Below are 24950 nucleotides of genomic sequence, written 5' to 3'. Positions count from 1 at the left end.
GTAGTAACAAGAGAAAGAAGAAAATAGGTAATCTTGTAGTGGGAAAAAAGTAATTTTAGAATTTCTTAAACAAATTGCTCAAAATAACCCGCTAATTTTCCGCGTTTTCCGAGGTTTAGCAAACAACTATCAATTTGAGAAAATTATGGAATTAACTAGAGCAAAGGCAGAATGAATTACAAGCGGTTAGATCCTCATAAAAAAGATATTTTGATTATTGACGATACAGCAGATAATTTGCGAGTTTTATCCTCACTACTGACAAAGCATGGGTATAACGTTCGTAAAGCTTTGAACTGGCAAATGGCTCTAACTGCTTGTGAAACAGTATTACCCGATTTAATTTTGCTTGACATTATGATGCCAGAAGTAGATGGCTATAAGGTTTGTCAGCGTTTAAAAGCGAGTGATTTAACTGCCGATATTCCGGTGATTTTTATTAGTGCTTTGGATGACGTTTTTGACAAAGTAAAAGCTTTTGGGGCAGGAGGTGTAGACTATATTACCAAACCTTTTGAGTTTGAAGAAGTTTTGGTACGTGTCAAAAATCAACTAGCGTTGAAAACAGCGCGACTAGAAATATTGAAATTAAACACCGAACTAGAACAAAGAGTAAAACAACGCACTGGTGAATTAGAAAAGGCTCTACAAAAACTTCAGGGAGAAGTTACTTTTCGGCAGCAACTGCAAAATAAACTGCTGAATACAGCACTGCATGATTCACTGACTGGATTGCCAAATCGAGTTTTGTTTATTAGGCGACTAGAAAAAGCTTTGAATCGCGCTCAACTAGAAACTGATTTTCAATTTGCCGTGCTGTTTTTAGATTGCGATCGCTTTAAACTTGTCAATGATTCTCTTGGTCATCTGGTAGGAGATGAATTGCTCATAGCGATTGGCAATCGCCTAGAACAATCTTTATTGCCTGTTGATACTTTAGCACGATTAGGCGGAGATGAATTTGGAATTATTCTCGAAAATTTAACAGATATCACCCAGGCGATTCAAGTTGCGGAACATATTCTGCAACAGTTCTCACTAGCTTTTAAACTGTCTCGATATGAGGTATTTGTAAATGCCAGCATTGGCATTAGTTGGGGCAATAGTGATTGCGACAAGCCAGAGTATTTGCTGCGAGATGCTGATACAGCAATGTATCGAGCTAAAGCTTTAGGAAAAGCCAGATATCACGTTTTTAACCCGGAAATGCATCAGAAAGCCACCCAGCTTTTAGAGTTAGAAAACGATTTGCGTAGAGCTTTAGAACGGCAAGAATTTATCGTTTACTACCAGCCAATTATTTCTTTAGTTACAGGCAAAATCTCTGGATTAGAAGCGCTTGTGCGTTGGCAACATCCTACTCGCGGTTTGATTTCTCCTACAGAGTTTATTCCGGTTGCGGAAGAAACAGGTTTGATTCATGCTATCAATATTTGGGTATTGCGATCAGCTTGCGAGCAGCTAACTATTTGGCAAAATCACAACTCGACACTAAAATCTCTAACTATCAGCGTGAATTTGAGTGTACGCTTGTTTTCAGACCCGAAATTATTAGCACAAATTGACCGGATTATTCAAGAAACTAAAATAAATCCTACTTGTCTGGAAATAGAAATTACAGAAAGTGTAATAATGGAAAATTGTCAGGCACTGAAAAAATTTTTACAACAATTAAGAGAGCGAAAAATTAAGTTAGTTATGGATGACTTTGGTACAGGTTATTCATCGTTAAGTTATTTGTATAACTTTCCTTTTAATGTTTTAAAGATTGACCAATCGTTTGTCAAACGTATGCAGGAACACGAAGAAAGCATGGGGTTAGTACCAGCGATGCTGGGTATTGCCAAGTCAATGGGGATGAGTGCGATCGCAGAAGGTGTAGAAACAACTTTTCAGTTAGTACAACTAAGAAATTTAAAATGTAATTTCGCTCAAGGATATCTATTTTCTCGACCTCTTCACCCAGAATTAGTTCTAGACTTCATCGAAGCCGCACCTCAATGGTAATAAGCTATGAGGCTTTTAATTTTCTCGTTGAGGCAGAGTTCTTGAGAGGGGGAGAGGGGGAAGACAAGGGAGACAAGGGAGATGGGGAAGACAAGGAAGACGAGGTGGCAAACTCCCCCTGCCCCCTGCCCCCCTGCCTCTTCCTTGACCCTGGACACAGCAACGCAAAACTTTTTAATAACTAATGAGTACAATTTTCAGTCACATATAAGCATAATAGAGAAGTGACTGATCACATCAACCCTTTACGCTCCCTCAAAGAAGGTCACTGGTTTAAGCTCATCTGTGGCGCCAGTTTCCAGCATCTGCCTGCGGTCAGTAGTTTAACATTAGCCTACACATTGGCTGGCGCTGACTGCATAGATGTGGCAGCTGATCCGGCGGTGATTGCAGCAGCGCAAACCGCGCTACAAGTAGCCGCATATTTAGCTGGGGATGCCGAAAAGCGAGGCTTTGGCAATAATCCAAAGTCGCCTTTGTTAATGGTCAGTTTAAACGATGGGGAAGACCCCCATTTCCGCAAAGCTGAGTTTAATCCTACTGAATGTCCTACGGACTGCGATAGACCATGTGAAAAAATTTGTCCTGTACAAGCAATCGCGTTTAATCGGATAAAAGACGATTTTTCCGGAGTTGTATCCGAAAAATGCTATGGCTGCGGTCGTTGTTTACCAGCTTGTCCTTATGATATAATTTATACAAGGTCGTATGTTTCAACTCCAGGAGCGATCGCACCGTTGGTAATGTCAACCGGGGTAGATGCCGTAGAAATTCATACACAAGTAGGACGCTTAACAGAATTTAAACGATTGTGGCAAGCGATTTCACCGTGGGCAGATCGTCTCAAGGTAGTAGCAATTAGTTGTCCCGATGGCGAAAACTTAATTGACTATCTACACGCACTTTACGATCTGATTGCCCCGATAAACAGTGCCTTAATTTGGCAAACTGATGGTCGTCCGATGAGTGGAGATATTGGAGATGGCACCACTCACGCGGCAGTGAAATTAGCCCAAAAAGTTTTGGCAGCTAAATTACCGGGATATGTGCAGTTAGCAGGAGGTACTAACAGCTACACCGTTGCTAAGTTAAAAGCAATGGGACTGCTGAGGAAAAGGAGACAAGGAGACAAGGAGACAAGGAGACAAGGAGAAAACTCTCCCCTTGTCCCCCCCGCTCCTTGTCCCCCCATCTCCCCCTCCATATCCGGTATTGCATACGGCAGTTACGCCCGTGTACTGCTGTCATCGATTCTTGAACAGTTAGAAACTAAGGAGGTAAACAAAGCAAGTGTAAAGCCAATTCGTCTTGAAGAGGACGAAGTATTACTTTGGCAAGCTGTAGAGCTTGCTTATTCTCTCGTTTCCCAACTCAAGTCACAGCAGGAGCGCTAATAAAAGCGCGTTGCGGACACCTTCTTTAAAAAAGTGTCCTATCTATCTCTAAAAACGTCACCATAGAAAGCATGACGATTACAGACGATCTCCAAAAGTTATTAGACATTGTGCCCCAAGACCTGCGTCAAATACTAGAGAGTCATCCCCGACGAGATAGTTTAGTTGAAGTAGTCTTGGATTTGGGTCGTCGCCCAGAAGCTCGTTTTCCGCACAGCGCCGAGTATCTGAGCGAAACACCCGTTACTCAAGAACAGATAGATGATTGCATCTCAAGAGTGGGAATTTTTGGCGGAGATAATCGCGCAGGAATTGAGCAAACTCTCCATCGGATTAGCGCCATCCGCAACCGCACCGGGAAAATTATCGGCTTAACTTGTCGCGTCGGTCGAGCGGTGTTCGGAACGATAGGCATGATCCGCGATTTGGTAGAAACTGGTAAATCGATTCTCATGCTGGGGCGTCCGGGCGTGGGTAAAACTACCGCTTTACGGGAAATAGCTCGTGTATTGGCGGATGAGTTAAATAAGCGAGTGGTAATCATTGATACCTCTAACGAAATTGCTGGAGATGGTGATGTTGCCCACCCCGCTATTGGTCGTGCCAGACGGATGCAAGTAGCTCATCCCGAAAATCAGCATCAGGTGATGATTGAGGCAGTGGAAAACCATATGCCAGAAGTCATTGTTATTGATGAAATTGGTACAGAACTCGAAGCTTTAGCGGCACGTACTATTGCTGAACGCGGCGTACAGTTGGTAGGTACGGCACACGGCAACCAAATAGAAAACCTAATTAAAAATCCGACTTTATGTGATTTAGTTGGGGGTATCCAGGCTGTGACTTTGGGGGATGACGAAGCCAGAAGACGGGGCAGTCAAAAGACTGTTTTGGAACGCAAAGCGCCTCCCACTTTCGAGATTGCTGTGGAAATGCAAGAACGGCAGCGTTGGGTAGTACACGAAAGCGTTGCGGATACAGTTGATACTCTTCTGCGGGGACGTCAGCCGAGTCCGCAGACGAGAACCGTTGACGATACCGGCAAGGTGGCGATCGCTCGACAGTTATCTGTAGTAAATGGTCGTGGTGGGCAGCAGCAAGCTGTTGGTGAGGAATCTTTCGCATCAGCGCGACCCTCTAACGGCTGGCGTTCATCCGGACAAATGGTAGCACTACCGGTATTATCTCCTGAGCGAGAGCGGGTTGGTGGGCAAAGTGAATTTGACCGCTTATTGGATGAATCTTTCAATTACTCTGAGAGTATTGATTTCGCCGCTCCCAGACACGCTGGACCAAATGGTGAAGATTTGCCATTGCACATTTTCCCATATGGTGTTAGTCGGCATCAGTTGGAACAGGTAATAAGTGTGTTAAGTTTGCCGGTTGCATTGACAAAAGATATCGATAGTGCTGATGCAATTTTGGCACTGCGATCGCATGTCAAAAATCACGCCAAACTCCGGCAAATGGCGAAAGCTCGTCATGTACCGATTCACATGATTAAATCCAGCACGATTCCCCAGATTACCCGTGGTTTGCGACGCTTGCTGAACATGGACGATCCGGAACTAGCTGATGATCGCGAATTGCAATTGTTTCTCCACAGTGGCAGCGATGATGAAATGGATGCCTTAGAGGAAGCTAGACTTGCCGTAGAGCAAATTGTCATTCCCAAAGGACAACCAGTAGAATTACTGCCACGTTCTGCCCAAGTGCGTAAAATGCAACACGAGTTGGTAGAACACTACCGCTTGAAGTCGCACAGTTTTGGGGATGAACCAAATCGGCGTCTGCGGATTTATCCCGCGTAACCTCACCTTCTACCCCCTTTCCTACTTTGGAGAGGGGGATTTTTAGACTATCTCAAAATCTTGCAGCATTATATTAAAAGCAGTTAACTACGGTATGGAGTAAGCTTTCCTGTGAATAAAGCTATTTCCTTTATTGTCTGCCTGACTATTTTATGTGGAACAACTGCTAGTTACCAGCAGCAAACCAGTGCGTTAAGTCTCACTCAGAAGCAGAAGCAAGTGTCAACCGAACTGTTTCGTATTATCAAAAATGGCAAATATGGCTTTATTGACCAAAGTGGAAAAATAGTCATTGAGCCGCAATTTGATTTAGCTTGGAGCTTTATTGACGACCGGGCACAGATAAAAATTGATGACAAATACGGCTATATCGACACAACAGGAAAAAAGATAATTCCTCCGCAATATCGGTTATCTTATTCATTCTCAAATAACCTAGCGCTGGTATTAATTGATTACAAATACGGTTATATTAACTCTGATGGTAAATTAGTTATTAAACCACAGTTTGATGAGGCTTTGGCTTTTAAAAATGGGCTGGCAGCAGTTAAAATAGATGATAAATGGGGCTATATTGACTTTAGCGGTAAAGCAGCTATTAAACCGCAGTTCGATAGAGCCTTGCACTTCAACGAAGGATTAGCAGCAGTTGAAATTGATGGCAAATGGGGCTATATCAATTCTAATGGGAACATAGTTATTCAGCCACAATTTGATGAGACTTTAGGTTTTTTTGAAGATTTAGCAGCCGTCAAAATTAAAGACAAGTATGGCTATATCAATGCGTCTGGTAAAGTTATAATTAAGCCGCAGTTTGATGATGCATGGGAATTTAATGAGAAATTGGCAGTAGTTAAAATTGGTGAAAAATGGGGTTTTATTAACTTTAATGGTCAGGTAGTAATTGCTCCTAAATTTGATAGAGTCACAAAATTTTCTCAAGGGCTGGCTGCTGTAAAAATTGATGATAAATACGGCTATATCGACAAAACAGGAAAAATGATTATTCCGCCCCGATTTGATTTAGCACTCGCATTCACTAATGAATTGGCATTAGTATATATTGGCGGTAAGGCTAATTATATCAACAAGCAGGGGCAGTTAGTTTGGCAGCAGACAAATTGAGTATCTACATTTGTTAATTTCTATAAATAAGTTCCAGAAAATTATTACAAATATTCAACATTACTTGACATTAAAAGTTTGATAGCTTTCGTAAAAGCTACTTATGAGGGATGAAAAAATCAGGCGATCGCATCGGTTACGATAGAAAAAATTTGCATTAGGATAACCATTAATTATGCTGCTTTGAAAAGCTTAAACAAGAAATAGACAAGCTAAACTCAGAACAACTCAAGAAAATTGCTGATTTCATTGCCAACCTTGAGTTCCAGTCTAGACAAGAATCGTCCCATCCATTTTGGCGCATAGCAACACCAGCAGAACGATCTAGAGATTTCCGGGAGTGGGTTTCGCAACTTCCTGCAAACAGTCAGAGTCTATCCGATGCAGCCTTTAGCCGCGATAGTATTTACGAGGAATGACGAGATATTTGCTTGATACAAATGTTGTTTTGCGTTTCTGTAACCCTTGCGAACCACCAGCAGTAAAAGCTTTGAAAGCAAAAGTCCAAAATTATAAAGTTTGTAGGTTGGGTGAAAGTGTAAGTTAACAAAGCATAGGGTTAATGTTAGGTTGCCCTAATGAACGCTTAATCACCCGGCTTTGGTAATGATACTACTCCTAATTGCTGCATTAACGTTATCGTGTCACCTTGTCCCCAGTGTTCTACAACTTTGCCGTTTACTACGCGATCGACATGCACGACTGAAAATGTAACCTGCTTACCTGTCGGTGCAATACCAAACATCTCCCCACGATGCGTTCCACTGAACGTCCCACGGGTCACGACTTTATCTTGTTCAGCAATCACTTCTTCAAAGGTGTGGTGACCATCTGGGAAGGCAGAACGCATCATGAGTCCGTACTGGATGAAGGCATCAAAACCATTGAGTATACCACTACCCATCCCGCGAGCGATAACGTTCGGGGCAATTAGCTGCTTTGCTTGCTCAAGTGCTTGCTCTAAATCTTCGTTGTCAACAGCCTGGTAGAATTGGAGGATGATTTTCTTGTTTTGTTCGATTGACATTGAATATTTATCCTCAAACACAGTATAAAATTTTACTAACATGCAAATATTGCGGTCAGCAGATTGCTTTTAAGTGCCTGATTGCAAATTTATCTTGCAGATACCTTCACTTGCATTGACTTGGGTTAAGAAATACTTCTGTGTTGGACTCTCCGCTTTAATCTACTCAGAGACTCTGGCTCAATACCGAGATAAGACGCTAGATAATATTGAGGGATACGCTGCAAGAGTTGAGGTTCAGTTTTAAAAAGGTTGAGATAACGTTCTTCAGGTGTATCCATAAAAAGAGAGAGCAATTTATCTCTGAGCATAAACGCAAGGCTTTCAGCGTGAAGCCTAAGTAATCTCTGTCCCTCAGGAGCTTCTTCAAAGCACAGCATCGCTTGATAGTTAAATAAAAGAACCTGAGAATTCTCGATCGCCTGACAGAAAAATGAGGTAGGTTGTGATGATTGGAAACTCTTGTAATCACCAAGCGTTTGACGCTCACAGTGGAAAAAAAGGGTGAATTCTTTTCCGTCTTTTATCAAAAAAGTTCTGAGACAGCCTTTGAGGGTAAAACCGACAAACTCACAGATATCACCAGCTTGAAACAAAAATTCTCCTTTATCAACCTTTCTGCATTCTAAAAGAGGTTCAATGAGCCGAAAATCAATTTTGAATTCTGGGAAAAGTTCTTGGAGAAATGCGTAAAACGGCTCGTACATATCTAAAAATTAGCACCTGAAGTAGAAATACGCGTTCATCCTATTGTTATCCTACTTCTATACCCGCAAAGGAAATAGAGTAATGTTAAAAGTTTTTGCCGATCGCGGTGGTACATTCACAGATATTGTAGCTGTTACGAGTAATCAGGCGATCGCAGACAGACTATCAACACATCCTGAACGCTTTCTAATCGTTCCCCTACCTAACCAGCAATGGGTGATAGTATACAAATTACTTTCAGAAAATCCCGAACAATATCAAGATGCAGCAATTCAAGGAATTCGCGATATTATCGGTCTTTCAGGTAACGAACCCATTCCTGCATCAGCGATAGAAGTAGTCAAAATGGGTACAACAGTTGCCACAAATGCACTGTTAGAAAGAAAAGGCGATCGCCTAGTTCTTCTCATTACCAAAGGCTTTAAAGATGCCTTACGAATAGGTTATCAAAACCGTCCTAACATCTTTGCCCGTCATATCATTTTACCAACGATGCTTTATGAACAAGTAATTGAAGTTGATGAACGATATGATGCCCACGGTCAGGAATTAACCCCTGTAAATATAGAACAAGTAAAAAACGACTTACAAACGATTTATAATACAGGAATTCGCAGTTGTGCCATTGTTTTTATGCACAGCGATCGCTATCCCCACCACGAACAACAAGTTGCCCAACTCGCGCTTGAAATCGGATTGACACAAATATCCGTATCTCATCAAGTTAGCCCTTTAATGAAATTGGTCAGCCGAGGAGATACAACAGTCGTAGATGCTTATTTAACTCCAATTCTGCGTCGCTACGTTAACTCTGTATCCAGTCAGTTGAGAACGGGGAATGGAAAATGGGGAATGGGGAATGGGGAAAATAACTACTCCCTACTCCCTACTCCCCACTCCCCAGTTAAATTAATGTTTATGAAATCTGATGGAGGGTTAACCGATGCACAACAATTTCAAGGCAAAGATAGTATTTTGAGCGGTCCTGCTGGGGGAATTGTCGGCGCAGTTCAAACTAGCAAAAGAGCGGGATTTGAGTCAATAATTACCTTTGATATGGGTGGAACAAGTACAGATGTTGCTCACTATAAAGGAGAGTATGAACGACAATTGAATACAGAAATTGCTGGTGCGAGAATGCGAGTTCCTGTATTAGCAATTAATACAATTGCGGCTGGTGGGGGTTCAATTTTATTTTTTGATGGTTCTAGTTATCGTGTCGGACCTGAATCCGCTGGTTCAAATCCTGGACCTGCTTGTTATCGACGTGGCGGAGCTTTAGCGGTAACAGATGCTAATGTGATGTTAGGCAAAATTCACCCGCAATATTTTCCTTTCGTTTTTGGAATTGATGGTAATTTGCCTTTAGATAAAGATATTGTGATTGAGAAGTTTACAGAATTAGCCCAAGAGATTGAAGCTGTGACAAAAAATGCTCGGACACCCGAACAAGTAGCAGCGGGATTTATAGCGATCGCTGTCGAAAATATGGCGAACGCAATTAAAAAAATCAGTCTGCAAAGAGGTTATGATGTAACTCAATATGTGCTTTGTTGTTTTGGCGGTGCTGGAGCGCAAGTTGCTTGTTTAATAGCCGATACTTTGGGGATGAAAAAGATATTTTTGCATCCTTATGCTGGAGTTCTTTCTGCTTATGGAATGGGTTTAGCTGATGTTAGAGCGATTAGAGAACAAGGAGTAGAACAGCCTTTAACGCAAGCATCAATTCCGCAATTACAGAAGTTAATGAAGAGTTTGGAAGTTCAAGGGAGGGAAGAGTTTGAAACGCAGAGTTACGCAGAGGAAAGCGCAGAGGTACGCGGATATGAAGAGGAGTTAGTTAAAAAGGTTAATTTGAAGTATGAGGGGACTAACTCTACCTTGAGCGTGAATTTTGCCTTAGATGTAGCGGTTATGCGACAAGAATTTGAAATCGAACATAAATCTCGCTATGGTTTCATTCAATTAGAAAAAAGCTTAGTTGTTGAATCTGTTTCAGTAGAAGTAATTCAGAAAATGGATACTCCCGAAGAACCTTTAATTACTCGTAAGCGTCCTCTAGATGAAATCCCCACATCTGTTGAGACAGTCAGAATGTTTAGTGCTGACAAATGGCATGATACACCCGTTTATCGACGAGAATATTTACAGCCAGAAGATAGTATTATTGGACCGGCGATTATTGTCGAAAAAATTAGCACGATTGTAGTTGAACCATTATGGAAAGCGAGATTAACTGAAAGTAATCATCTGATTTTAGACCGTAAAGATTGATTAATTCATCACATGTCACTCGCTTCTCGAACATTTACGAATGCGTGAATTTTGAATTGTTTTGGTCATCTGTATTTGCAAGATAATTATCAATAGACCTCTTGCACTCACTAAGTGAGTGCAATCTTAGGCAAAGAAAAAAAGTTAAAGCAGAAGGGTTTTTCTTACCCTTTCCCCTTTCCCCCAATAAGTGCAAGAAGTCTAATGTCAGTTACCTTGTAATAAACCATTACAGACTGGAATGGGGCAAGTTCAACTTCCAATCCAAAATCTCAAATCTAAAATTGCTCGGTCAGCATTAAATCTTTAAGCCAATGCCGTTTTTAGCAAATTCTTCAACAGTTTTTTCTGAAAGCTCGTGGGTAGCCATAGCTTTCAGCATAGCCAAGGGTAGAGTCAGATGATGCGCTCCGGCTTGTAGCGACGCAGCGGCTTCTTCAGACGATTTGATACTAGCACCCAAAATCTCAGTATCGCTACCTCTGAGTACGCTTGCCATATCCCGCACCAAGGCAATACCGTCACCTAACAACCGGGTAGCACGATTTACATAAACTATTACGATTTTAGCACCCGCCTCCCGTGCCACTGCTGCCTGGGAAGCACTATAAATCGCTGTCACCGAACAAGTAATAGACACAGACAGACGTGCGACCACTTGAAATCCTACTGATGTTGCTGGAATCTTCAACACAGTTTGGGAGCCAATAATCTCAGAAGCTTTCCTTCCTTCTGTTAGCATCTCATCGAAATCAGTTGCCATTAGCTGGTAAAATACTGGTCCATTCGTCAACTGGACTAATTTTTTAAGCGTGGTTTCCGGTGGGGAATCGCTTTGAGCCAACAGTGTTGGATTTGTCGTAATACCCTTCACCCAGCCCATAAGGCTCGCTTCTTCAGCTTCAGATATAATTGCTGAGTCTAAATAAAGTGTCAAAATTCTACCTCCATGTACAAACGCTATTTTTCATCAATTGCTTTCATTTGACAATAAAAAGGCTATTTATGGACTCTCGCATTCAGTCATATTTGCGCTTTGCGGCAAGCCAGCAACGTGACACAGAGCAAATCGGACCATTCCTCGCTACCTTCAACCCCCATAGTGCCAATCCCTTTCTTAACTATGCCATCCCCGACGACGCAGCTACACCGTCACTCAGCGACATCAAGGCACTAATCGCTGCTTATGAAAGTCGGGGACGAAAGCCGCGTTTGGAGTACGTTGCAACACTCGCACCTGCTGTGGAGGAAGCACTGGTAGCTGCTGGTTTCACCGTTGAGGGACGCTTACCACTTATGACTTGTACTCCTGGTTCAGAGCGATCGCTTCCCATTCCCCCGGACATCGAATTAATCGTGCCAGTTTCCGACGCCCAGATGCTTGCTACAGTTACGGTGCAAAACGAGGCTTACGGAGAGTCTGCACCAAGTCCCGAAGATGGTAAACGTCTTCGCGATAGACTGCGAGCAGGTGGAATCGCGGTACTTGCTCGTGTAGCATCAAACAAAGAACCTGCGGGGGCTGGAGTGTGTACCGTGCCGGGAAATCAAACGACAGAAGTCGCTGGTATCGGTGTGCGTGTTGCTTTTCGGCGACGGGGGATAGCTGGAGCGTTGACAACTCGACTGGTGCGAGAAGCTTTCGATGCAGGTGTTACGCTGGCGTTTCTCATGGCGGCACATGAAGAGGAAGTGCGAATTTACACCCGTGCCGGATTTTCTATAACAGGCGAAATTTTGCACATTTCGCTTTCATAGTAGTAAGCACTTTAGTGCTTAAATAAAGCGCTGAAGCGCTTACTACGATTTTTTTAAGGAGTCATAAATGTACACAACATCTCAACCCGACCCAGTTCGCTTAGAAATCTTCAAAAACCTCTATCAATTTATCGCCGAACAAATGGGAATTGTTCTGCAAAATACAGCAGCATCTGTAAATATCAAAGAACGCTTAGATTTCTCCTGCGCTATTTTTGATTCGTCGGGATTATTAGTAGCTAATGCCCCCCACATTCCTGTACATTTAGGCTCAATGAGTGAAAGTGTTCGCAGTTTAATTAACGATAAAGGCGACACTTTAAAACCAGGAAATGTCTATCTATCAAATAATCCCTACAACGGAGGAACGCATCTTCCTGATGTAACTGCAATTACCCCCGTCTTCCCTTCTTCCCCCACTCCCTACTATCGTACAGACGTTCCGCCGGAACGTCTCTACCCCACTCCCCTCTTCTACGTTGCTTCTCGCGGACACCAAGCTGATATCGGTGGAATTACTCCCGGTTCAATGCCTCCTCACAGTACCACGGTAGAAGAAGAAGGAATTTTATTTGATAATTTTCTTTTGGTTGAAGAGGGTAATTTTCAAGAAACATTAGTTAGACAGCATCTTTCAAATCATATTTATCCGGCTCGTAACCCTGACCAAAATATAGCTGATTTCAAAGCACAAATTGCCGCCAATGAAAGGGGAGTGCAAGAACTGGGGAAAATAATTTCACAATATGGGCTGGAGACAGTTCAAACTTACATGAAATTTGTGCAAGATAATGCAGAGGAAGCAGTTAGACGAGCAATTGATGTTTTAAAAGATGGCGAATTTACCTATGAAATGGATAGCCAAGCGCAAATTAAAGTTAAAGTGACAATTGACAGAAAAAATCGCAGTGCTATTATTGACTTTACAGGCACATCAAAGCAGCTAAATAGTAACTTTAACGCTCCTAAAGCTGTAACTCAAGCCGCAGTTTTATATGTCTTCCGGACTCTGGTTGATGATAATATTCCTCTGAATGCCGGGTGTCTTAATCCTCTAGAAATTATTATCCCTTCTGGCTGTATGCTGAATCCAACTTATCCAGCAGCAGTAGTCGCGGGTAATGTGGAGACTTCGCAAACTATTGTTGATGCTTTATATGGTGCTTTGGGGGTGATGGCTGCATCTGCGGGAACGATGAATAATTTTACTTTTGGAAACGATCGCTATCAATATTATGAAACCATTTGCGGCGGTTCCGGCGCTGGGATTGATTTTGATGGTACTGATGGTGTCCAAACTCACATGACAAACTCTCGCCTCACCGATCCAGAAGTCTTAGAAACGCGGTATCCTGTACTTTTAGAAAGCTTTAGTCTTCGTTGTGATAGCGGCGGTAAAGGAAAACATTCCGGCGGAAATGGAGTGATTCGCCGTATCAAGTTTCTCGAACCAATGACAGCTAATATTCTCTCCGGACATCGATTTGTTCGTCCCTTTGGCTTAAATGGTGGAGAAGCCGGACTGGTGGGACGCAACTGGATACTACGTGCTAATGGAACTCAAGAGAATTTAGATAGTACGGCAACGGTAGAAATGCAACCTGGGGATGTTTTTGTGATTGAAACCCCAGGTGGTGGCGGATTTGGTCAAGCTGACAGGCTGTAAGCCTGTGGCATCTTTTACAGCGATTTTCAGGTAAATGAACCACATTATTTTTATCTCACGCAAAGGAAGCAGCGAAAAGTCGAGCCAGTCGCTTGGGGAGGCAGTGCGTTGCGGGGGTTTCCCCCGTTGTAGCACCTGCCGTCGGGTTTCCCGACCCCAAAGGGGTCAACGAGATTCCCATCGACGCAAGGCGCCAAGACGGGAACTCGTTGACTTGGGCGAACTGGCGCCATCGCGGAGGTTTCCTCCGATCAGACCTTTTCAAGAGAGAGGCGCAAAGGAAGAAATGAAGAAATAAGAGTGTGGTCTAAATACACGAAAATTGCTGTAAGGTGTCGTGAGGATTAATTACTCAAAATTTCTAATTTCACTGCGGCAACACCATTGCTAATCATTCCTAATTCTCTTGCCGCACCCAGAGAAAGGTCAATTACTCGACCGCGAATAAATGGACCTCGGTCATTTATTCGCACGACTACAGAACGACCATTGCCAGTGTTGGTGACACGAACTAGTGTACCAAAAGGCAAGCTGCGATGGGCTGCGGTGAATCCTTGAGGATTAAATCTCTCACCAGTTGCAGTCCGATTACCACCTTCATAGCTGTAATATGAAGCCATACCTTTAGAGGTGGCTTGCACTTTTTCACTAGCATTTTGCTGTGGTGGCTTCTTCACCTGTTGCGGCTGTTTAATCGGTTCTTGGGGTGGAAGGGGGATACTATTAATCTGGTTTAAGGCATGAGTGACATCAATTAGTCTCCGCAAGCGATTGGTGGCTTGTAGCGCATCTTGTGAGAGGTTATTGGTTGTATCTGGTAGACGTGTTGTGTCTCCATCGATTTCTACCAGTTCTTTGCCATTGACTTTGATGATATAGCTTGCGGCTTTCCAACTTACTGTAATTTGGCTGGCATCAACTTTGTTTGTTATTAGTTGGTTGATTTTAGCAGCGATCGCACTCGCTTTTTCTGTTGGGTTGCTGATATCAGCTTGACTAACAAAGGTAAGAAACGGAATATTGCGAATATACAGCGTTGCCGCCTGACGACCTGCTAAGTTATGAGGATGAATTTCAGTAACTATACCACGCGAGGTAAGTTTTTCCCTTAAAGATTGGGACTTTTTCACATTCACCGCATCACTAGAAGCTGTCTCGCCCGAAGTGGTAGAATTTCCGTTGGTTGTTGCAGCACGACCAACTGACGGTAGCCCCAAAACAGTTGTTGACAAAGTGACAACAGACCACAATTGCGTTTGTTTCATGTATCCGATTTTCTAGGTAACTGAAGAACTGGGATGTTGCACTGGCTAGCGTGACATCACCCGATAACTCAAACTCGCTTTTACTTTTGTTTAGTAGTTGCTGCAACACCTGAAGATTAGCCAAGAGAATTGAAAACTAATATTTTAGCTTCAACTTGGTCAATTTATCAAAATCAAATGGCAATTGGCAAGCTACAAATATTACAAAAAATTCTTATACGTGCGTAAGCCCTTTTTATTTTTTCAAATTAAAATTTTTTCTGTCAACAGAAACAAAAATATCCTGCAATTTCGCTACCATTGCCGCACGATTTGATACTTCCAGCTTGCGAAACAATCTTTTCAAGGCTTGTTTGACTGAATTCTCTTGAATCCAAAGTTTTGCGCCAATTTCCGCATTAGTTAATCCCTGCGCTACCAGTTCAACAATTTGTAATTCACGCGGTGTCAAGCGATTTGCTAACAGAGAATTAAATTCAATTTCTGGGGTTTTCAACGTTGCCAGACAAGCTGACATATGCATACACAAAGCGTTTAAATCTGCAAGATTTTGGTAATCAAATGCAGCTTCGACACCTACACGGGCAAAATGAATTGTACCAATCAAACGACCACCGCCAACAATTGGTCCGGTCATAATATGTTCGTGGTCGTAGACAGAACAACAATTTTTATACAGTTCGCATTGCTTCCAACCACCGGGGGGTAATACTAATTCTTCATGTGCTGATGCATGGCGTTCAAGTACGTAATGCAGTACTGGATCAACTGCTCTACCTACTTTTTCGTAGCGTTCCACAAACACATCTTTTACGCCGCGAACATCGACACTAGCAAGATTTTCATGCTCGTCGAGTAAATAAATACCCCAGCGCTGCACGTCAAAATTATCACTAATTCCATCCATGAATCGGTGTCTTAATTCTTGCTCATTACGGGCAAGGGCGATCGCCTGAAATAAACTTTGTAAAGATTTAGCCATTTTCGTTCAGCAATGTACTCTTTCGAGGACTAGGCAAGGCGAAGTCATCAATATTACTCTAGCTTTAGGAAAAGCATGGAGAAATAACAAATATGGCTAACCCAGAATACAACATTGGTTTGTTAATGTACCCTGGCATGACTCAGCTTGATTTAACTGGACCGCATCAAGTGTTTGCCATGATGCCTAATACTCGCGTGCATCTGTTGTGGAAGACAATAGATGCAGTCACAAGCAGTGAACAAATGACAATTTTGCCGACTACGACTTTTGATGATTGTCCAGCTTTAGATGTTCTATGCGTACCTGGTGGATCGGGACAAGTAGAGATGATGGGGGATGCTGAAGTACTGAAATTTCTTCAGCAGCAGGAACAAACAGCCAAATATATCACATCGGTCTGTACTGGCTCTTTAATTTTAGCTGCTGCCGGACTGCTTCAAGGCTACCGCGCTGCTTGTCATTGGGCATTTCGTGACCAATTGCCGATGTTAGGTGTTGAGGTAGGTAATGAAAGAGTAGTCATTGACCGCAACCGCATTACAGGTGGCGGTATTACTGCTGGAATTGACTTTGGATTGGTAATTGCTGCGACACTCTGCGGCGAAGAAACCGCTAAGATGATTCAGCTGCTTTTAGAGTATAATCCCGCACCACCTTTTAACGCTGGTTCTCCAGAAAATGCTGGAGATGTTTTAGTGCAGCAAGTCAAGAAATTTGGAGAGGAATTCATACAAGCATCGAGGGCACAGACTCAGGCGATCGCGCTTCGAGTTACAGCGATTTAAATGAACCACATTATTTTTATCTCACGCAAAGGAAGCAGCGAAAAGTCTGAGCGGAGGTTTCCTCCGATCAGACCTTTTCAAGAGAGAGGCGCAAAGGAAGAAATAGAGCATAATTCTAGGGATGTCAACTCAGCACATCCTGTAATTTCGCTACCATCTCGGCACGCGCTGAAACTTCCAGCTTGCGAAACATCCGCTTCAAAGCTTGCTTAACTGAATTTTGGCTAATCCAAAGTTTTCCGCCAATTTCCGCATTAGTTAAACCTTGCGCTACCAATTCAGCTATTTCTAATTCTCGCGGTGTCAGCTTACTTGCTAACTGAGAATTAAATGTTACTGATTTGGTGCGTAAAGTTGCGAGTTTTGCGGACAAATGCAAGCACAAGGCGCTAAGGTCGGCTAAATCGTTGGCGTCAAAGGCAGGATTTCCGCTAAAACGGGCAAGGTTCAAGGTTCCGATCAGACGACCATCGCAAATAATTGGACCGGTCATGACGTGTTCGTGGTCTTGACGCGGGCAAAGTTGTTTCCAGCTGGTTGGGGATAATATTAATTGCTCGTGAGTCGGTGCATGACGCTCAACGACGTAGCGTCCGATAGGGTTGCTTTCTATACACACGTCAGGGATATCTTGAATATTATCCTTTGCTGTGTGGTCATCAAGCAGATAAATACCCCAACGTTGCACGCCAAAATGTTCGCCAACTGTGTCCATGACGGCAATTTTAAGTTCTTGCTCGTTTTGGGCGCTGGCGATCGCATGAAATACGCTATGAAGAGAATTAGGCATAAGTGTACCCAGTTGGGGACTAGGCAAGGCTCCATAATTACTTCTATGCTAATACCAGCAAAGGTAAAACGTTAAGATAACTAGTAGCGATAGGACAACAAATGACAGTTACACAAATTTCTGCCCAAGAACTTCTCCGGGCTGCTTATGAAAACCGTTACACTTGGGATAAAAATTTTCCCGGTTACACCGCAGATATCACCTATAAGGAGGATGATAAGGTAATTACTGGTAAAGTTCGCGTTAACGCCGATCTCAAGGCTGAAGTGTTTGATGTCGAAGATGAACAAGCACTGAAAGTTATTCACAATCAAGCTTGGGAAATAGCAATTCATCGCGTCCGTCGCAGCTTTGAAGATGTCCACAGCGCGAATACTTTCAGCTATGGTGACACTGACTCTACTGGTGCTGTGGAGATTTTCGTCGGTGGTAAGTCTCAAGGCGATGGATACAAAATCCGCAATAATGAAGTGTGCCTGGTTCACCGTCACATTCACAATATAGTTGTGACGATTAATACTTTCAGCAGTCACGATACTGGTGAGGGCTATTTATCCCACACTTATGACTCTGTATACCACGACCCGAAAACCGGCGAACAAAGAGGTGGTAAAAGCGAATTTACAGATGAGTATGAAAAGGTTGATAACTATTTCATCCTCAATCGTCGCGAAATTCGCACCCAAACAGAAGGACAACTTTCAACTCAAGAATTTATCTTCTCGAATATCAAGTTGTTAGAACCTGTTGCTGGTTAATTTTTGTCAGTAATTAAAAAGCGATCGCTTGAGGAAATGTTCCTTAGGCGATCGCTTTTTTTCATGTACTCGTCTGTTGATAAAATCAATTCATAACAACAAGCAAATTATATCAAGTTAGTTTGATTAGTCATAATAACCACCGAACCCCACCCCCTTTTGGCTGATGCCAAAAGTCCCCTCCCCGCAAGCGGGGAGGGGGTTTGGGGGTGGGGTGCTTCGGGAATTGTGGAACTATAACTAATTATCCGAACTTGATATTACTTGTTTCCAAAATTTAGTAAAAAATATGACACTATCTTCTAATCGCATCCCGCGTCGAGGACGAGTATTTCCCGAAAATCAACTATCACCGGAAGAGAAAGCACGACGTCAAGCTGAGTGGGAAGAGTTTAATCAGCGTTGTCAAGTAATTTTTGAGCAAGTACAACCAAAGTTAATCAAAGAACACTACGATTGGTTTATATTTATTGAACCAGATAGCGGTGAGTATTTCATCGATCCAGATGAAATGGTTGTCAGACAAAAGGCACATGAAAAACACCCTAATAAATTATGTTTGATTCTCCGCATTAATGAAACTGGAACCTGCGGCAGAATATGATTTACGGAGAATTTAACACTCAGGGTGAGTTAATTTTTGAAATTGGTTTGATTGCTGCTGATGGTGATATAATTCCAGTTCAGGCGCTTCTAGATACAGGATTTACTGGTTGGCTGGCAATCGACAATCAAGATGCTCTGAGTTTGGGATGGCTTGTTGACATTAATCCTAGTAGAATGCAGACGGCAAGAGGAGAAGCACGGTTTAATCTTTATCAAGGAAGCGTGCTTTTAGATGAACAAGAGTTTGCAATTCCAGCATTGGGAGGAGATGAACTGCAAGATATCCTCTTGGGTGTACGTTGGTTGCAGACAAAGCGACTGGTAGCAGACTTTCCCGGTGGAGTGCTGACGTTAGGGTAAATGCGATCGCACCCGTGAGATGTTTCCCAAGCGATCGCTTTTTTTTTCATGCACTCGTCTGTTGATAAAATCAATTCATAACAACAAGCAAATTACTTGTTTGTGAAAGCGAGTAAAAAATATGACACTATCTTCTAATCGCACCCCGCGTCGAGGACGAGTATTTCCCGAAAACCAGCTATCAGCGGAAGAGAAAGCACGACGTAAAACTGAAGACGAGTTATTTTCTCAGCGTTGTCGTATGATTTTTGACAAAGTTAAACCAGAATTGATCGAAGACCACTACAACTGGTTTATTGTAATTGAGCCAGAAAGCGGAGATTATTTTATTGATGCAGATGAAAATGTTGCTAGAGCAAAAGCTGGCGAAAAACATCCTGATAAAATGCGCTTAATTATGCGTCTCAATGAAAGCGGGACTTGCGGCACAATATGATTTCAGGTGAATTTAATAGTCAGGGTGAGTTAATCTTTGAAATTAATTTGATTAGTGCTGATAAAGATGTTATCCCAGTTAATACGCTACTGGATACGGGTTTTACGGGTTGGCTAGCAATTGACAACCAAGATGCTTTGAGTCTGGGATGGACTCTCAAAATTAATGAACAACAGGATATGCTAACTGCACGGGGGGAAGCACGGTTTAATCTTTATGAGGGAACTGTGCTTTTAGATGGAGAAGAGTTCATCATTGAAGTTTTAGGAGGAGATGAACTGCAAGACATCCTCTTGGGTGTACGTTGGTTGCAGACAAAGCGACTGGTAGCAGATTTTCCCGCAGGAATGTTAACGCTGGGGTAAAGTATATACACGTTACTTGCTTGATGTCAAGGATTATATCTCAATAATGTAAAATTGAAGTAGCGATCGCACTTATTTTTTCACGTTTCGAGTTCTGAACTCGAAGTTCCGAGTTCGGAAGCTGAAGTTTCGAGTTCGGAAGCTGAAGTTTCGTGTTCGGAAGCTGAAGTTTCGAGTTCGGAAGCTGAAGTTTCGAGTTCGGAAGCTGAAGTTTCGAGTTCGGAACTCGAAGTTTCGAGTTCGGAAGCTGAAGTTCCGAGTTCGGAAGCTGAAGTTTCGAGTTCGGAAGCTGAAGTTTCGAGTTCAGAACTCGAAGTTTCGAGAAGAATCTGGTAGGGTGCGTTATGGACGAAGTCCTAACGCACCGAAAATCTGGGATAGTGCCGTATCCTCAGCAATAACACACCTTACTAGTTTTTAGGTGCGTTAGCCTACGGCATAACACACCCTACAAAACTGAATGTGGTTCATTCAATTGAAAACGCTATTGAATGTGAGTTAATTAATCAACTTATGAATATTATCTTCCCAATTCGCCCCATCAAAAGGCACAACTTCAAAGTTTGACATCACATCACCATCAAGACACCGCACATTCACATCAATACAATCGGGGTGACTGCGCGGAATATAGAAAGAATGAATTCCACAAACAGAGCAAAATTTATGTTCAGCAACTCCCGTATTAAATCTGTAGTTACTCAACAAATCTTCCCCTTGCAGTAAAGTGAATTTATCTTGCGGCACAATTAAATGTAAAAAGCCCTTCTTCTTACAAATAGAACAATTACAATCATCAACTTTGTGATTATCAACTACCACCCGAAAGCGCACTGCACCGCAATGACATCCACCTTCATAACTTGCTGCTTGATTGGTATTTGTTGTCATGTTAATTTCCTATCAGCGTGACTCCAACTTAGAAACTCGCGCTTCTAATTTGTTGACTTGTTGTTTCAACTCAACTACTAAAGTTGCTAGTCTATCAAACATCGGGTCTTGTTGTGATACATTACGTCTGTTGTTACGCGCCGGCTGTGGTAATGTAACTGGTAATCTTGAGGATGGGGAACGATTTTGATTCAGCACAGACTCTATTTGATTTAACCGCGACTCCACACGATTAACATCCGCTTCTAAGTTATAAAGACGGGATTCTATTTGTTGCGATAACGCCGGGTACGACAAAAAACCCCCCCAAATAATAATTACCACAAACACGGCGACACCAAGCGCCCAGATTTTCTTCATACCTCATAACGGGCGGGGAAACCCACCCCTACTGTCAATTATTTATCTGCTTGCAAGTCAGAAAATAACCTCTGCCAATCGATATAATTAGCGTTATCTTCTTTCTCTTTCACTTCAAAGGTGACATTACATGCCTTTGTTAGTTGTAGCGCTTGCACGCAAAGTTCAGCTACATCCTCGCGGCTGATTTTTCCTCTGATATTATCGCCTTGTTCAAAAATTAATTCCTTTCCTCCAGCTTCTTCAGTTAACGCACAAGGTCTAATAATTGTATAAGCAATTCCACTTTCCCTTAAACTATCTTCTCCCTTTAACTTCCAAGTAAGAATTCCTCCCAATTCATCATTTAATCTGACTGCTGGGGGTTCTTCCTCTAAATTAATTCCCGGTCTTCCAGGACGAGTCACACCCGCAGAACTCACAAGGACAAATTGTGGTAAAGTTTCCCCACCATAGGCTTTAATTGATTCCACCTGCAAAGCAAAACCACCATCGGAGAACTTAGGATTTAAAGCACCATCGTATTCAAACTTACTTAACATAAATTGAAAGGAACAGATTTTGCTTTTATCAATTGGGGGACAATCTTTAACACTTTTTGCCCGAAATACCGGAATAAAATTAGCAAAAGGGATGTGAATATCTATCCAAATATTTGCCACAGTATCGAAAGAATAACCGTAACCAATGCCATCCCATACTGCTTCTGTCCGCAGAAAGATTTTATAACGTTTCCCGTCACCTCTAAAGCGCAAATGTATACCTTCGTAGGCAGATAAATTAAAAGGTGGAGTGAAATTTGTAGTTCTCACAGAAGCAAATCCCCCAGAATTTGCCGTGGAAACATTGCCAGTAAATAAAGCTGTATCTTCCACAAATTGCATATTACTTGCACTGACACCACCCATGACTACATCATCCAACGCACCCCAACTATTCTTCAACTCCTCTGATATATTGGTGAAATCAAATATCACCTTCTCACTTGATTTTTGCAAATATTTCCCCGCAGCTTGTACCAAGTTTTTCACACCTTGATATTCCACGTTTTCTGGAGTATCACCAACTACTTCCGGCAGGTAAAATTTGATGCCTTGGTTGTATTTAGCTCTATCTGCCGTGTCTCCCTCAACTGGCTGCACCCGCACCGCCGTACAACACACAACAGCTTCGATATTACTCATCACCAGAGAAGTCAAAGTTTCTGGTTTAGTAATATCCGCAACTATTAAGTCAACATCATTACCCAAAATAGACCGTGCTTTGTCAATATCCCGCACGAGACATTGCACTTTATAACCTTTTTCCCGCAGTCGTCGCACTACACGCTTACCGACACCACCCGTCGCACCTGCTACCAATATTGCACTCACGCTTTTTCCTCCTAATAATCTCAAAACTTACACAATAACTCTCTAAAACTCTTACTTCTTGGCGTTCTTGGCGCCTTGGTGAGTCCAGCCCCCGTCTTCTCCCAAGGGGAGACGCTAAAAGCGAAGGCGGTTTCCCTGATCGATGGGGGACTGGCGAACCCGTTCGCGCAGCGTCTCCCTTTGGGAGAAGGGCGGTTCGTTTTTTGGTATTTTTGCATAAGTCCTAAATCTATCTTTATTATCGTTGGCACGACAGATAAAGGAGTGGGAAGTTATTTACAGCAATTTTTAGTTAAGTAGATCAAAAAGACCTCGCTTCCATTCCTCTCTCCGATGCGGAGAGAGGCTTTGACTTTCCCCTTAAAAGTCAGGGAAGGGCGAACTCTGCGAAAAATGCCAAAATATAAATAAGGTTTTAGTACAGATGTATGCACATTCTTTGGTTTCGACGAGACTTGCGGCTAAATGACAACGAAAGTGTAGCGAATGCGACTGCTAACAATGCAGAAGTGTTACCCTGCTTTATCATTGACCCCTGGTTTTATCAGCAACCTGAGTTAGGTAAAGCGCGTGTCAGGTTTTTGTTTGAGTCTTTAGAAAATTTAGACCGCAATTTACGTTCTTTGGGTAGTCGGCTGTACTTATTTGAGGGAAATTCTCTAGATATTTTACAGCAGTTGACAAGACAACTGATGGAGTCTGAGAAACCGAAGCTTTTCTTCAATCGAGATGTGCAAGTTGAGTATGGTATTGAACGCGATCGCGCGATCGCTGACTTCTACCAACAACTTAATCTCGACTGTCACATCGGTCTAAATAACTTTGTGCAAACTGACGACGAACACCGCGACCGATGGTTTGATGAATATTACACTTATATAAGACAGTCACCTTACCCAACTCCAACCCAGATAAATACCCCGAAGCTATCGCTTAAATTACCGCAAATCACCATAAAACAACTTAAGCAAAAGTACAGCACCTTTTGGCAAACAGAGCAAGTTTACTTTAAAGGTGGAGAAAAGCAAGCTTTGACCACATTAGACTCATTTTTGCAGCGCAGATTCCACGGTTATCACTGGAAGCTTTCACAACCGTGGTTAGCTCAAGCAGGGTCAACCTCTCACCTTTCACCTCATCTCGCATTTGGTACAATCAGCGTCAGAAACGTCTATCAACGTACTAAAGCACGAGCCGCCGAACTTGTCAACGACCCGAAAGCGGAATTTTCTTTAAAAGCCTTTCGCGATCGCTTGCGTTGGCACGATAGTTTTACTCAACGATTGTACTTTCATCCCGAAATAGCACACACCAATCGTTATCCAGAGTTTGACGAGTATTATACACCCAATGAATTAACTCCACAGCAACAAGAATTATTTCAAACTTGGCAGCAAGGATTAACAGGTTTCCCGCTGATCGATGCCAGTATGCGGCAATTGCAAATAATGGGCTGGATGAACTTTCGGATGCGGGCAATGTGTGCTACATTCTTATGCATTAATTGTGGAATATCTTGGCATCACGGCGCACGTCACTACATGAATTATCTAGTAGATGGTGATTTAGCAATTAACAATTGGCAATGGCAAATGCAAGCAGGAATCACCAATCCTTTAAGTGACACATTCCGCATTTACAATCCCAACAAAAACATTGAAGAAAAAGATGCAAATGGTCGCTTTCTCAATTATTGGCTGAGAGAACTACATAATTACAGCTTAAGCGAAATTCTCGATGGAGCATACATCAACAAAGGTGAATATCCCGCACCTATTTTAGATTGGTCAAAAACTCGATTGATAAACGGCAAAATAGTCTCAGACATTCGCAAGCGCGTGCGATCGCGTATAATTTCCTCTGGTGGAGAAGATTATGAAAACGCGATCGCTACTAAAAAAACCGTAAATAAATACGTTGAATCCAAAGACAAACAATACCAGCAATTTAAACAGATGTCTGGGCAATAACCCTCTCTAACTCTCATTCCTCTGTGTCGCGCCAGTCGCTACAACGGGGATTCACAAACACTCTTTCACTCATTGACAGGCTTGTTTTAAAGATCCGCGATGCCCAACGAACCTGCAAGATGTTCGCGCTTCGCGTCTTTGAAGGAGAAGCCTGTCAATGAGTGTCCAGGTTCATTCCAAGGCTTATGCCGAACGTTTTGAGCGGGTAGATTACCTATTGCACGCACTGGAGGAAA

At 42.5% G+C, this 24950-nt stretch carries 23 protein-coding genes and 1 pseudogene; 15 read left to right on the top strand and 9 right to left on the bottom strand.

The genetic code is table 11. From position 1 onward, the window contains the following. Positions 1-52 precede the first annotated feature (52 nt). The 5 genes from PI95_RS37720 to PI95_RS24430 all read left to right on the top strand — a co-directional run bounded on the left by PI95_RS37720 (position 53) and on the right by PI95_RS24430 (position 6337). Positions 53-175 carry a hypothetical protein gene (locus PI95_RS37720; RefSeq protein WP_507236764.1) on the top strand — a complete coding sequence of 41 codons (123 nt, stop codon included), beginning with the start codon at positions 53-55 and terminating at the stop codon, positions 173-175. Next, entirely contained in the window at positions 172-2007 is a 1836-nt protein-coding gene (locus PI95_RS24445; protein WP_039753263.1) for a two-component system response regulator, read from the top strand. The genes PI95_RS37720 and PI95_RS24445 overlap by 4 nt, the downstream gene beginning before the upstream one ends. 224 nt (positions 2008-2231) lie before the next feature. Further along, positions 2232-3401, top strand: a complete 1170-nt coding sequence (ldpA, locus tag PI95_RS24440; RefSeq protein WP_039753260.1) for a circadian clock protein LdpA — start codon at positions 2232-2234, stop codon at positions 3399-3401. A gap of 71 nt (positions 3402-3472) precedes the next feature. Continuing rightward, entirely contained in the window at positions 3473-5212 is a 1740-nt protein-coding gene (locus PI95_RS24435; RefSeq protein WP_039753258.1) for a R3H domain-containing nucleic acid-binding protein, read from the top strand. A gap of 111 nt (positions 5213-5323) precedes the next feature. Further along, a complete protein-coding gene (locus PI95_RS24430; RefSeq protein WP_039753257.1) occupies positions 5324-6337 on the top strand; it encodes a WG repeat-containing protein in 1014 nt (337 codons plus the stop codon). 586 nt (positions 6338-6923) lie between these two features. On the opposite strand, the gene PI95_RS24425 is transcribed toward PI95_RS24430, so the two are convergent. Further along, positions 6924-7364, bottom strand: a complete 441-nt coding sequence (locus tag PI95_RS24425) for an ester cyclase (RefSeq protein ID WP_039754166.1) — start codon at positions 7362-7364, stop codon at positions 6924-6926. A 125-nt stretch (positions 7365-7489) separates the two neighbouring features. Beyond that, entirely contained in the window at positions 7490-8071 is a 582-nt protein-coding gene (locus tag PI95_RS24420) for a Crp/Fnr family transcriptional regulator (RefSeq protein ID WP_039753255.1), read from the bottom strand. An 82-nt stretch (positions 8072-8153) separates the two neighbouring features. Between PI95_RS24420 and PI95_RS24415 the strand changes: the two genes are divergently transcribed. Then, entirely contained in the window at positions 8154-10346 is a 2193-nt protein-coding gene (locus tag PI95_RS24415; protein ID WP_039753254.1) for a hydantoinase/oxoprolinase family protein, read from the top strand. Positions 10347-10644: 298 nt separating this feature from the next. On the opposite strand, the gene PI95_RS24410 is transcribed toward PI95_RS24415, so the two are convergent. Continuing rightward, positions 10645-11283 carry a transaldolase family protein gene (locus PI95_RS24410; RefSeq protein ID WP_039753253.1) on the bottom strand — a complete coding sequence of 213 codons (639 nt, stop codon included), beginning with the start codon at positions 11281-11283 and terminating at the stop codon, positions 10645-10647. A 68-nt stretch (positions 11284-11351) separates the two neighbouring features. Between PI95_RS24410 and PI95_RS24405 the strand changes: the two genes are divergently transcribed. Further along, positions 11352-12104 carry a GNAT family N-acetyltransferase gene (locus tag PI95_RS24405; protein ID WP_039753251.1) on the top strand — a complete coding sequence of 251 codons (753 nt, stop codon included), beginning with the start codon at positions 11352-11354 and terminating at the stop codon, positions 12102-12104. 67 nt (positions 12105-12171) lie between these two features. Next, positions 12172-13770, top strand: a complete 1599-nt coding sequence (locus PI95_RS24400; RefSeq protein ID WP_039753249.1) for a hydantoinase B/oxoprolinase family protein — start codon at positions 12172-12174, stop codon at positions 13768-13770. Between the two features lie 344 nt (positions 13771-14114). On the opposite strand, the gene PI95_RS24395 is transcribed toward PI95_RS24400, so the two are convergent. Both PI95_RS24395 and PI95_RS24390 read right to left on the bottom strand, forming a co-directional pair. Beyond that, on the bottom strand, positions 14115-15035 hold the full coding sequence (locus PI95_RS24395) for a septal ring lytic transglycosylase RlpA family protein (protein WP_052325825.1): 921 nt from the start codon (positions 15033-15035) through the stop codon (positions 14115-14117). A 235-nt stretch (positions 15036-15270) separates the two neighbouring features. Then, entirely contained in the window at positions 15271-16017 is a 747-nt protein-coding gene (locus PI95_RS24390; protein WP_039753246.1) for a LuxR C-terminal-related transcriptional regulator, read from the bottom strand. 92 nt (positions 16018-16109) lie between these two features. Here PI95_RS24390 and PI95_RS24385 point away from each other — a divergent pair, with 92 nt between their 5' ends. Then, the gene (locus tag PI95_RS24385; protein WP_039753245.1) at positions 16110-16805 is read left to right on the top strand and encodes a DJ-1/PfpI family protein; all 696 of its coding nucleotides are present in this window, start codon (positions 16110-16112) and stop codon (positions 16803-16805) included. 124 nt (positions 16806-16929) lie between these two features. On the opposite strand, the gene PI95_RS24380 is transcribed toward PI95_RS24385, so the two are convergent. Then, entirely contained in the window at positions 16930-17595 is a 666-nt protein-coding gene (locus PI95_RS24380; RefSeq protein ID WP_039753244.1) for a LuxR C-terminal-related transcriptional regulator, read from the bottom strand. A 101-nt stretch (positions 17596-17696) separates the two neighbouring features. Between PI95_RS24380 and PI95_RS24375 the strand changes: the two genes are divergently transcribed. The 5 genes from PI95_RS24375 to PI95_RS24355 all read left to right on the top strand — a co-directional run bounded on the left by PI95_RS24375 (position 17697) and on the right by PI95_RS24355 (position 20120). Next, positions 17697-18353 carry a DUF3386 domain-containing protein gene (locus PI95_RS24375; protein ID WP_039753243.1) on the top strand — a complete coding sequence of 219 codons (657 nt, stop codon included), beginning with the start codon at positions 17697-17699 and terminating at the stop codon, positions 18351-18353. 289 nt (positions 18354-18642) lie between these two features. Further along, entirely contained in the window at positions 18643-18957 is a 315-nt protein-coding gene (locus tag PI95_RS24370; RefSeq protein WP_039753242.1) for a hypothetical protein, read from the top strand. Continuing rightward, positions 18954-19319 carry an aspartyl protease gene (locus PI95_RS24365; protein ID WP_039753241.1) on the top strand — a complete coding sequence of 122 codons (366 nt, stop codon included), beginning with the start codon at positions 18954-18956 and terminating at the stop codon, positions 19317-19319. The genes PI95_RS24370 and PI95_RS24365 overlap by 4 nt, the downstream gene beginning before the upstream one ends. A gap of 121 nt (positions 19320-19440) precedes the next feature. Beyond that, positions 19441-19755, top strand: coding sequence for a hypothetical protein (locus tag PI95_RS24360; RefSeq protein WP_163519153.1), 315 nt, complete (start codon positions 19441-19443; stop codon positions 19753-19755). Then, on the top strand, positions 19752-20120 hold the full coding sequence (locus PI95_RS24355) for an aspartyl protease (RefSeq protein WP_039753238.1): 369 nt from the start codon (positions 19752-19754) through the stop codon (positions 20118-20120). The genes PI95_RS24360 and PI95_RS24355 overlap by 4 nt, the downstream gene beginning before the upstream one ends. Before the next feature lie 498 nt (positions 20121-20618). On the opposite strand, the gene PI95_RS24350 is transcribed toward PI95_RS24355, so the two are convergent. The 3 genes and pseudogenes from PI95_RS24350 to PI95_RS24340 form a co-directional block, all read right to left on the bottom strand. After that, the gene (locus PI95_RS24350; RefSeq protein ID WP_039753237.1) at positions 20619-21011 is read right to left on the bottom strand and encodes a GFA family protein; all 393 of its coding nucleotides are present in this window, start codon (positions 21009-21011) and stop codon (positions 20619-20621) included. A gap of 12 nt (positions 21012-21023) precedes the next feature. After that, positions 21024-21371 carry a hypothetical protein gene (locus tag PI95_RS24345; RefSeq protein ID WP_039753236.1) on the bottom strand — a complete coding sequence of 116 codons (348 nt, stop codon included), beginning with the start codon at positions 21369-21371 and terminating at the stop codon, positions 21024-21026. Positions 21372-21409: 38 nt separating this feature from the next. Continuing rightward, positions 21410-22756 (bottom strand): annotated as a pseudogene (locus PI95_RS24340) (CIA30 family protein); the annotation flags it as partial. A 416-nt stretch (positions 22757-23172) separates the two neighbouring features. Between PI95_RS24340 and PI95_RS24335 the strand changes: the two are divergent. After that, on the top strand, positions 23173-24714 hold the full coding sequence (locus tag PI95_RS24335) for an FAD-binding domain-containing protein (protein WP_039753234.1): 1542 nt from the start codon (positions 23173-23175) through the stop codon (positions 24712-24714). The last annotated feature ends 236 nt before the right edge of the window (positions 24715-24950 follow it).

The sequence above is a fragment of the Hassallia byssoidea VB512170 genome (genome assembly GCF_000817785.2).
In the GTDB taxonomy this organism is placed as follows: domain Bacteria; phylum Cyanobacteriota; class Cyanobacteriia; order Cyanobacteriales; family Nostocaceae; genus Hassallia; species Hassallia carrinoi.
Note: the sequence above shows the minus strand (reverse complement) of the source record. Positions and strands in the feature narration are given on the sequence as shown.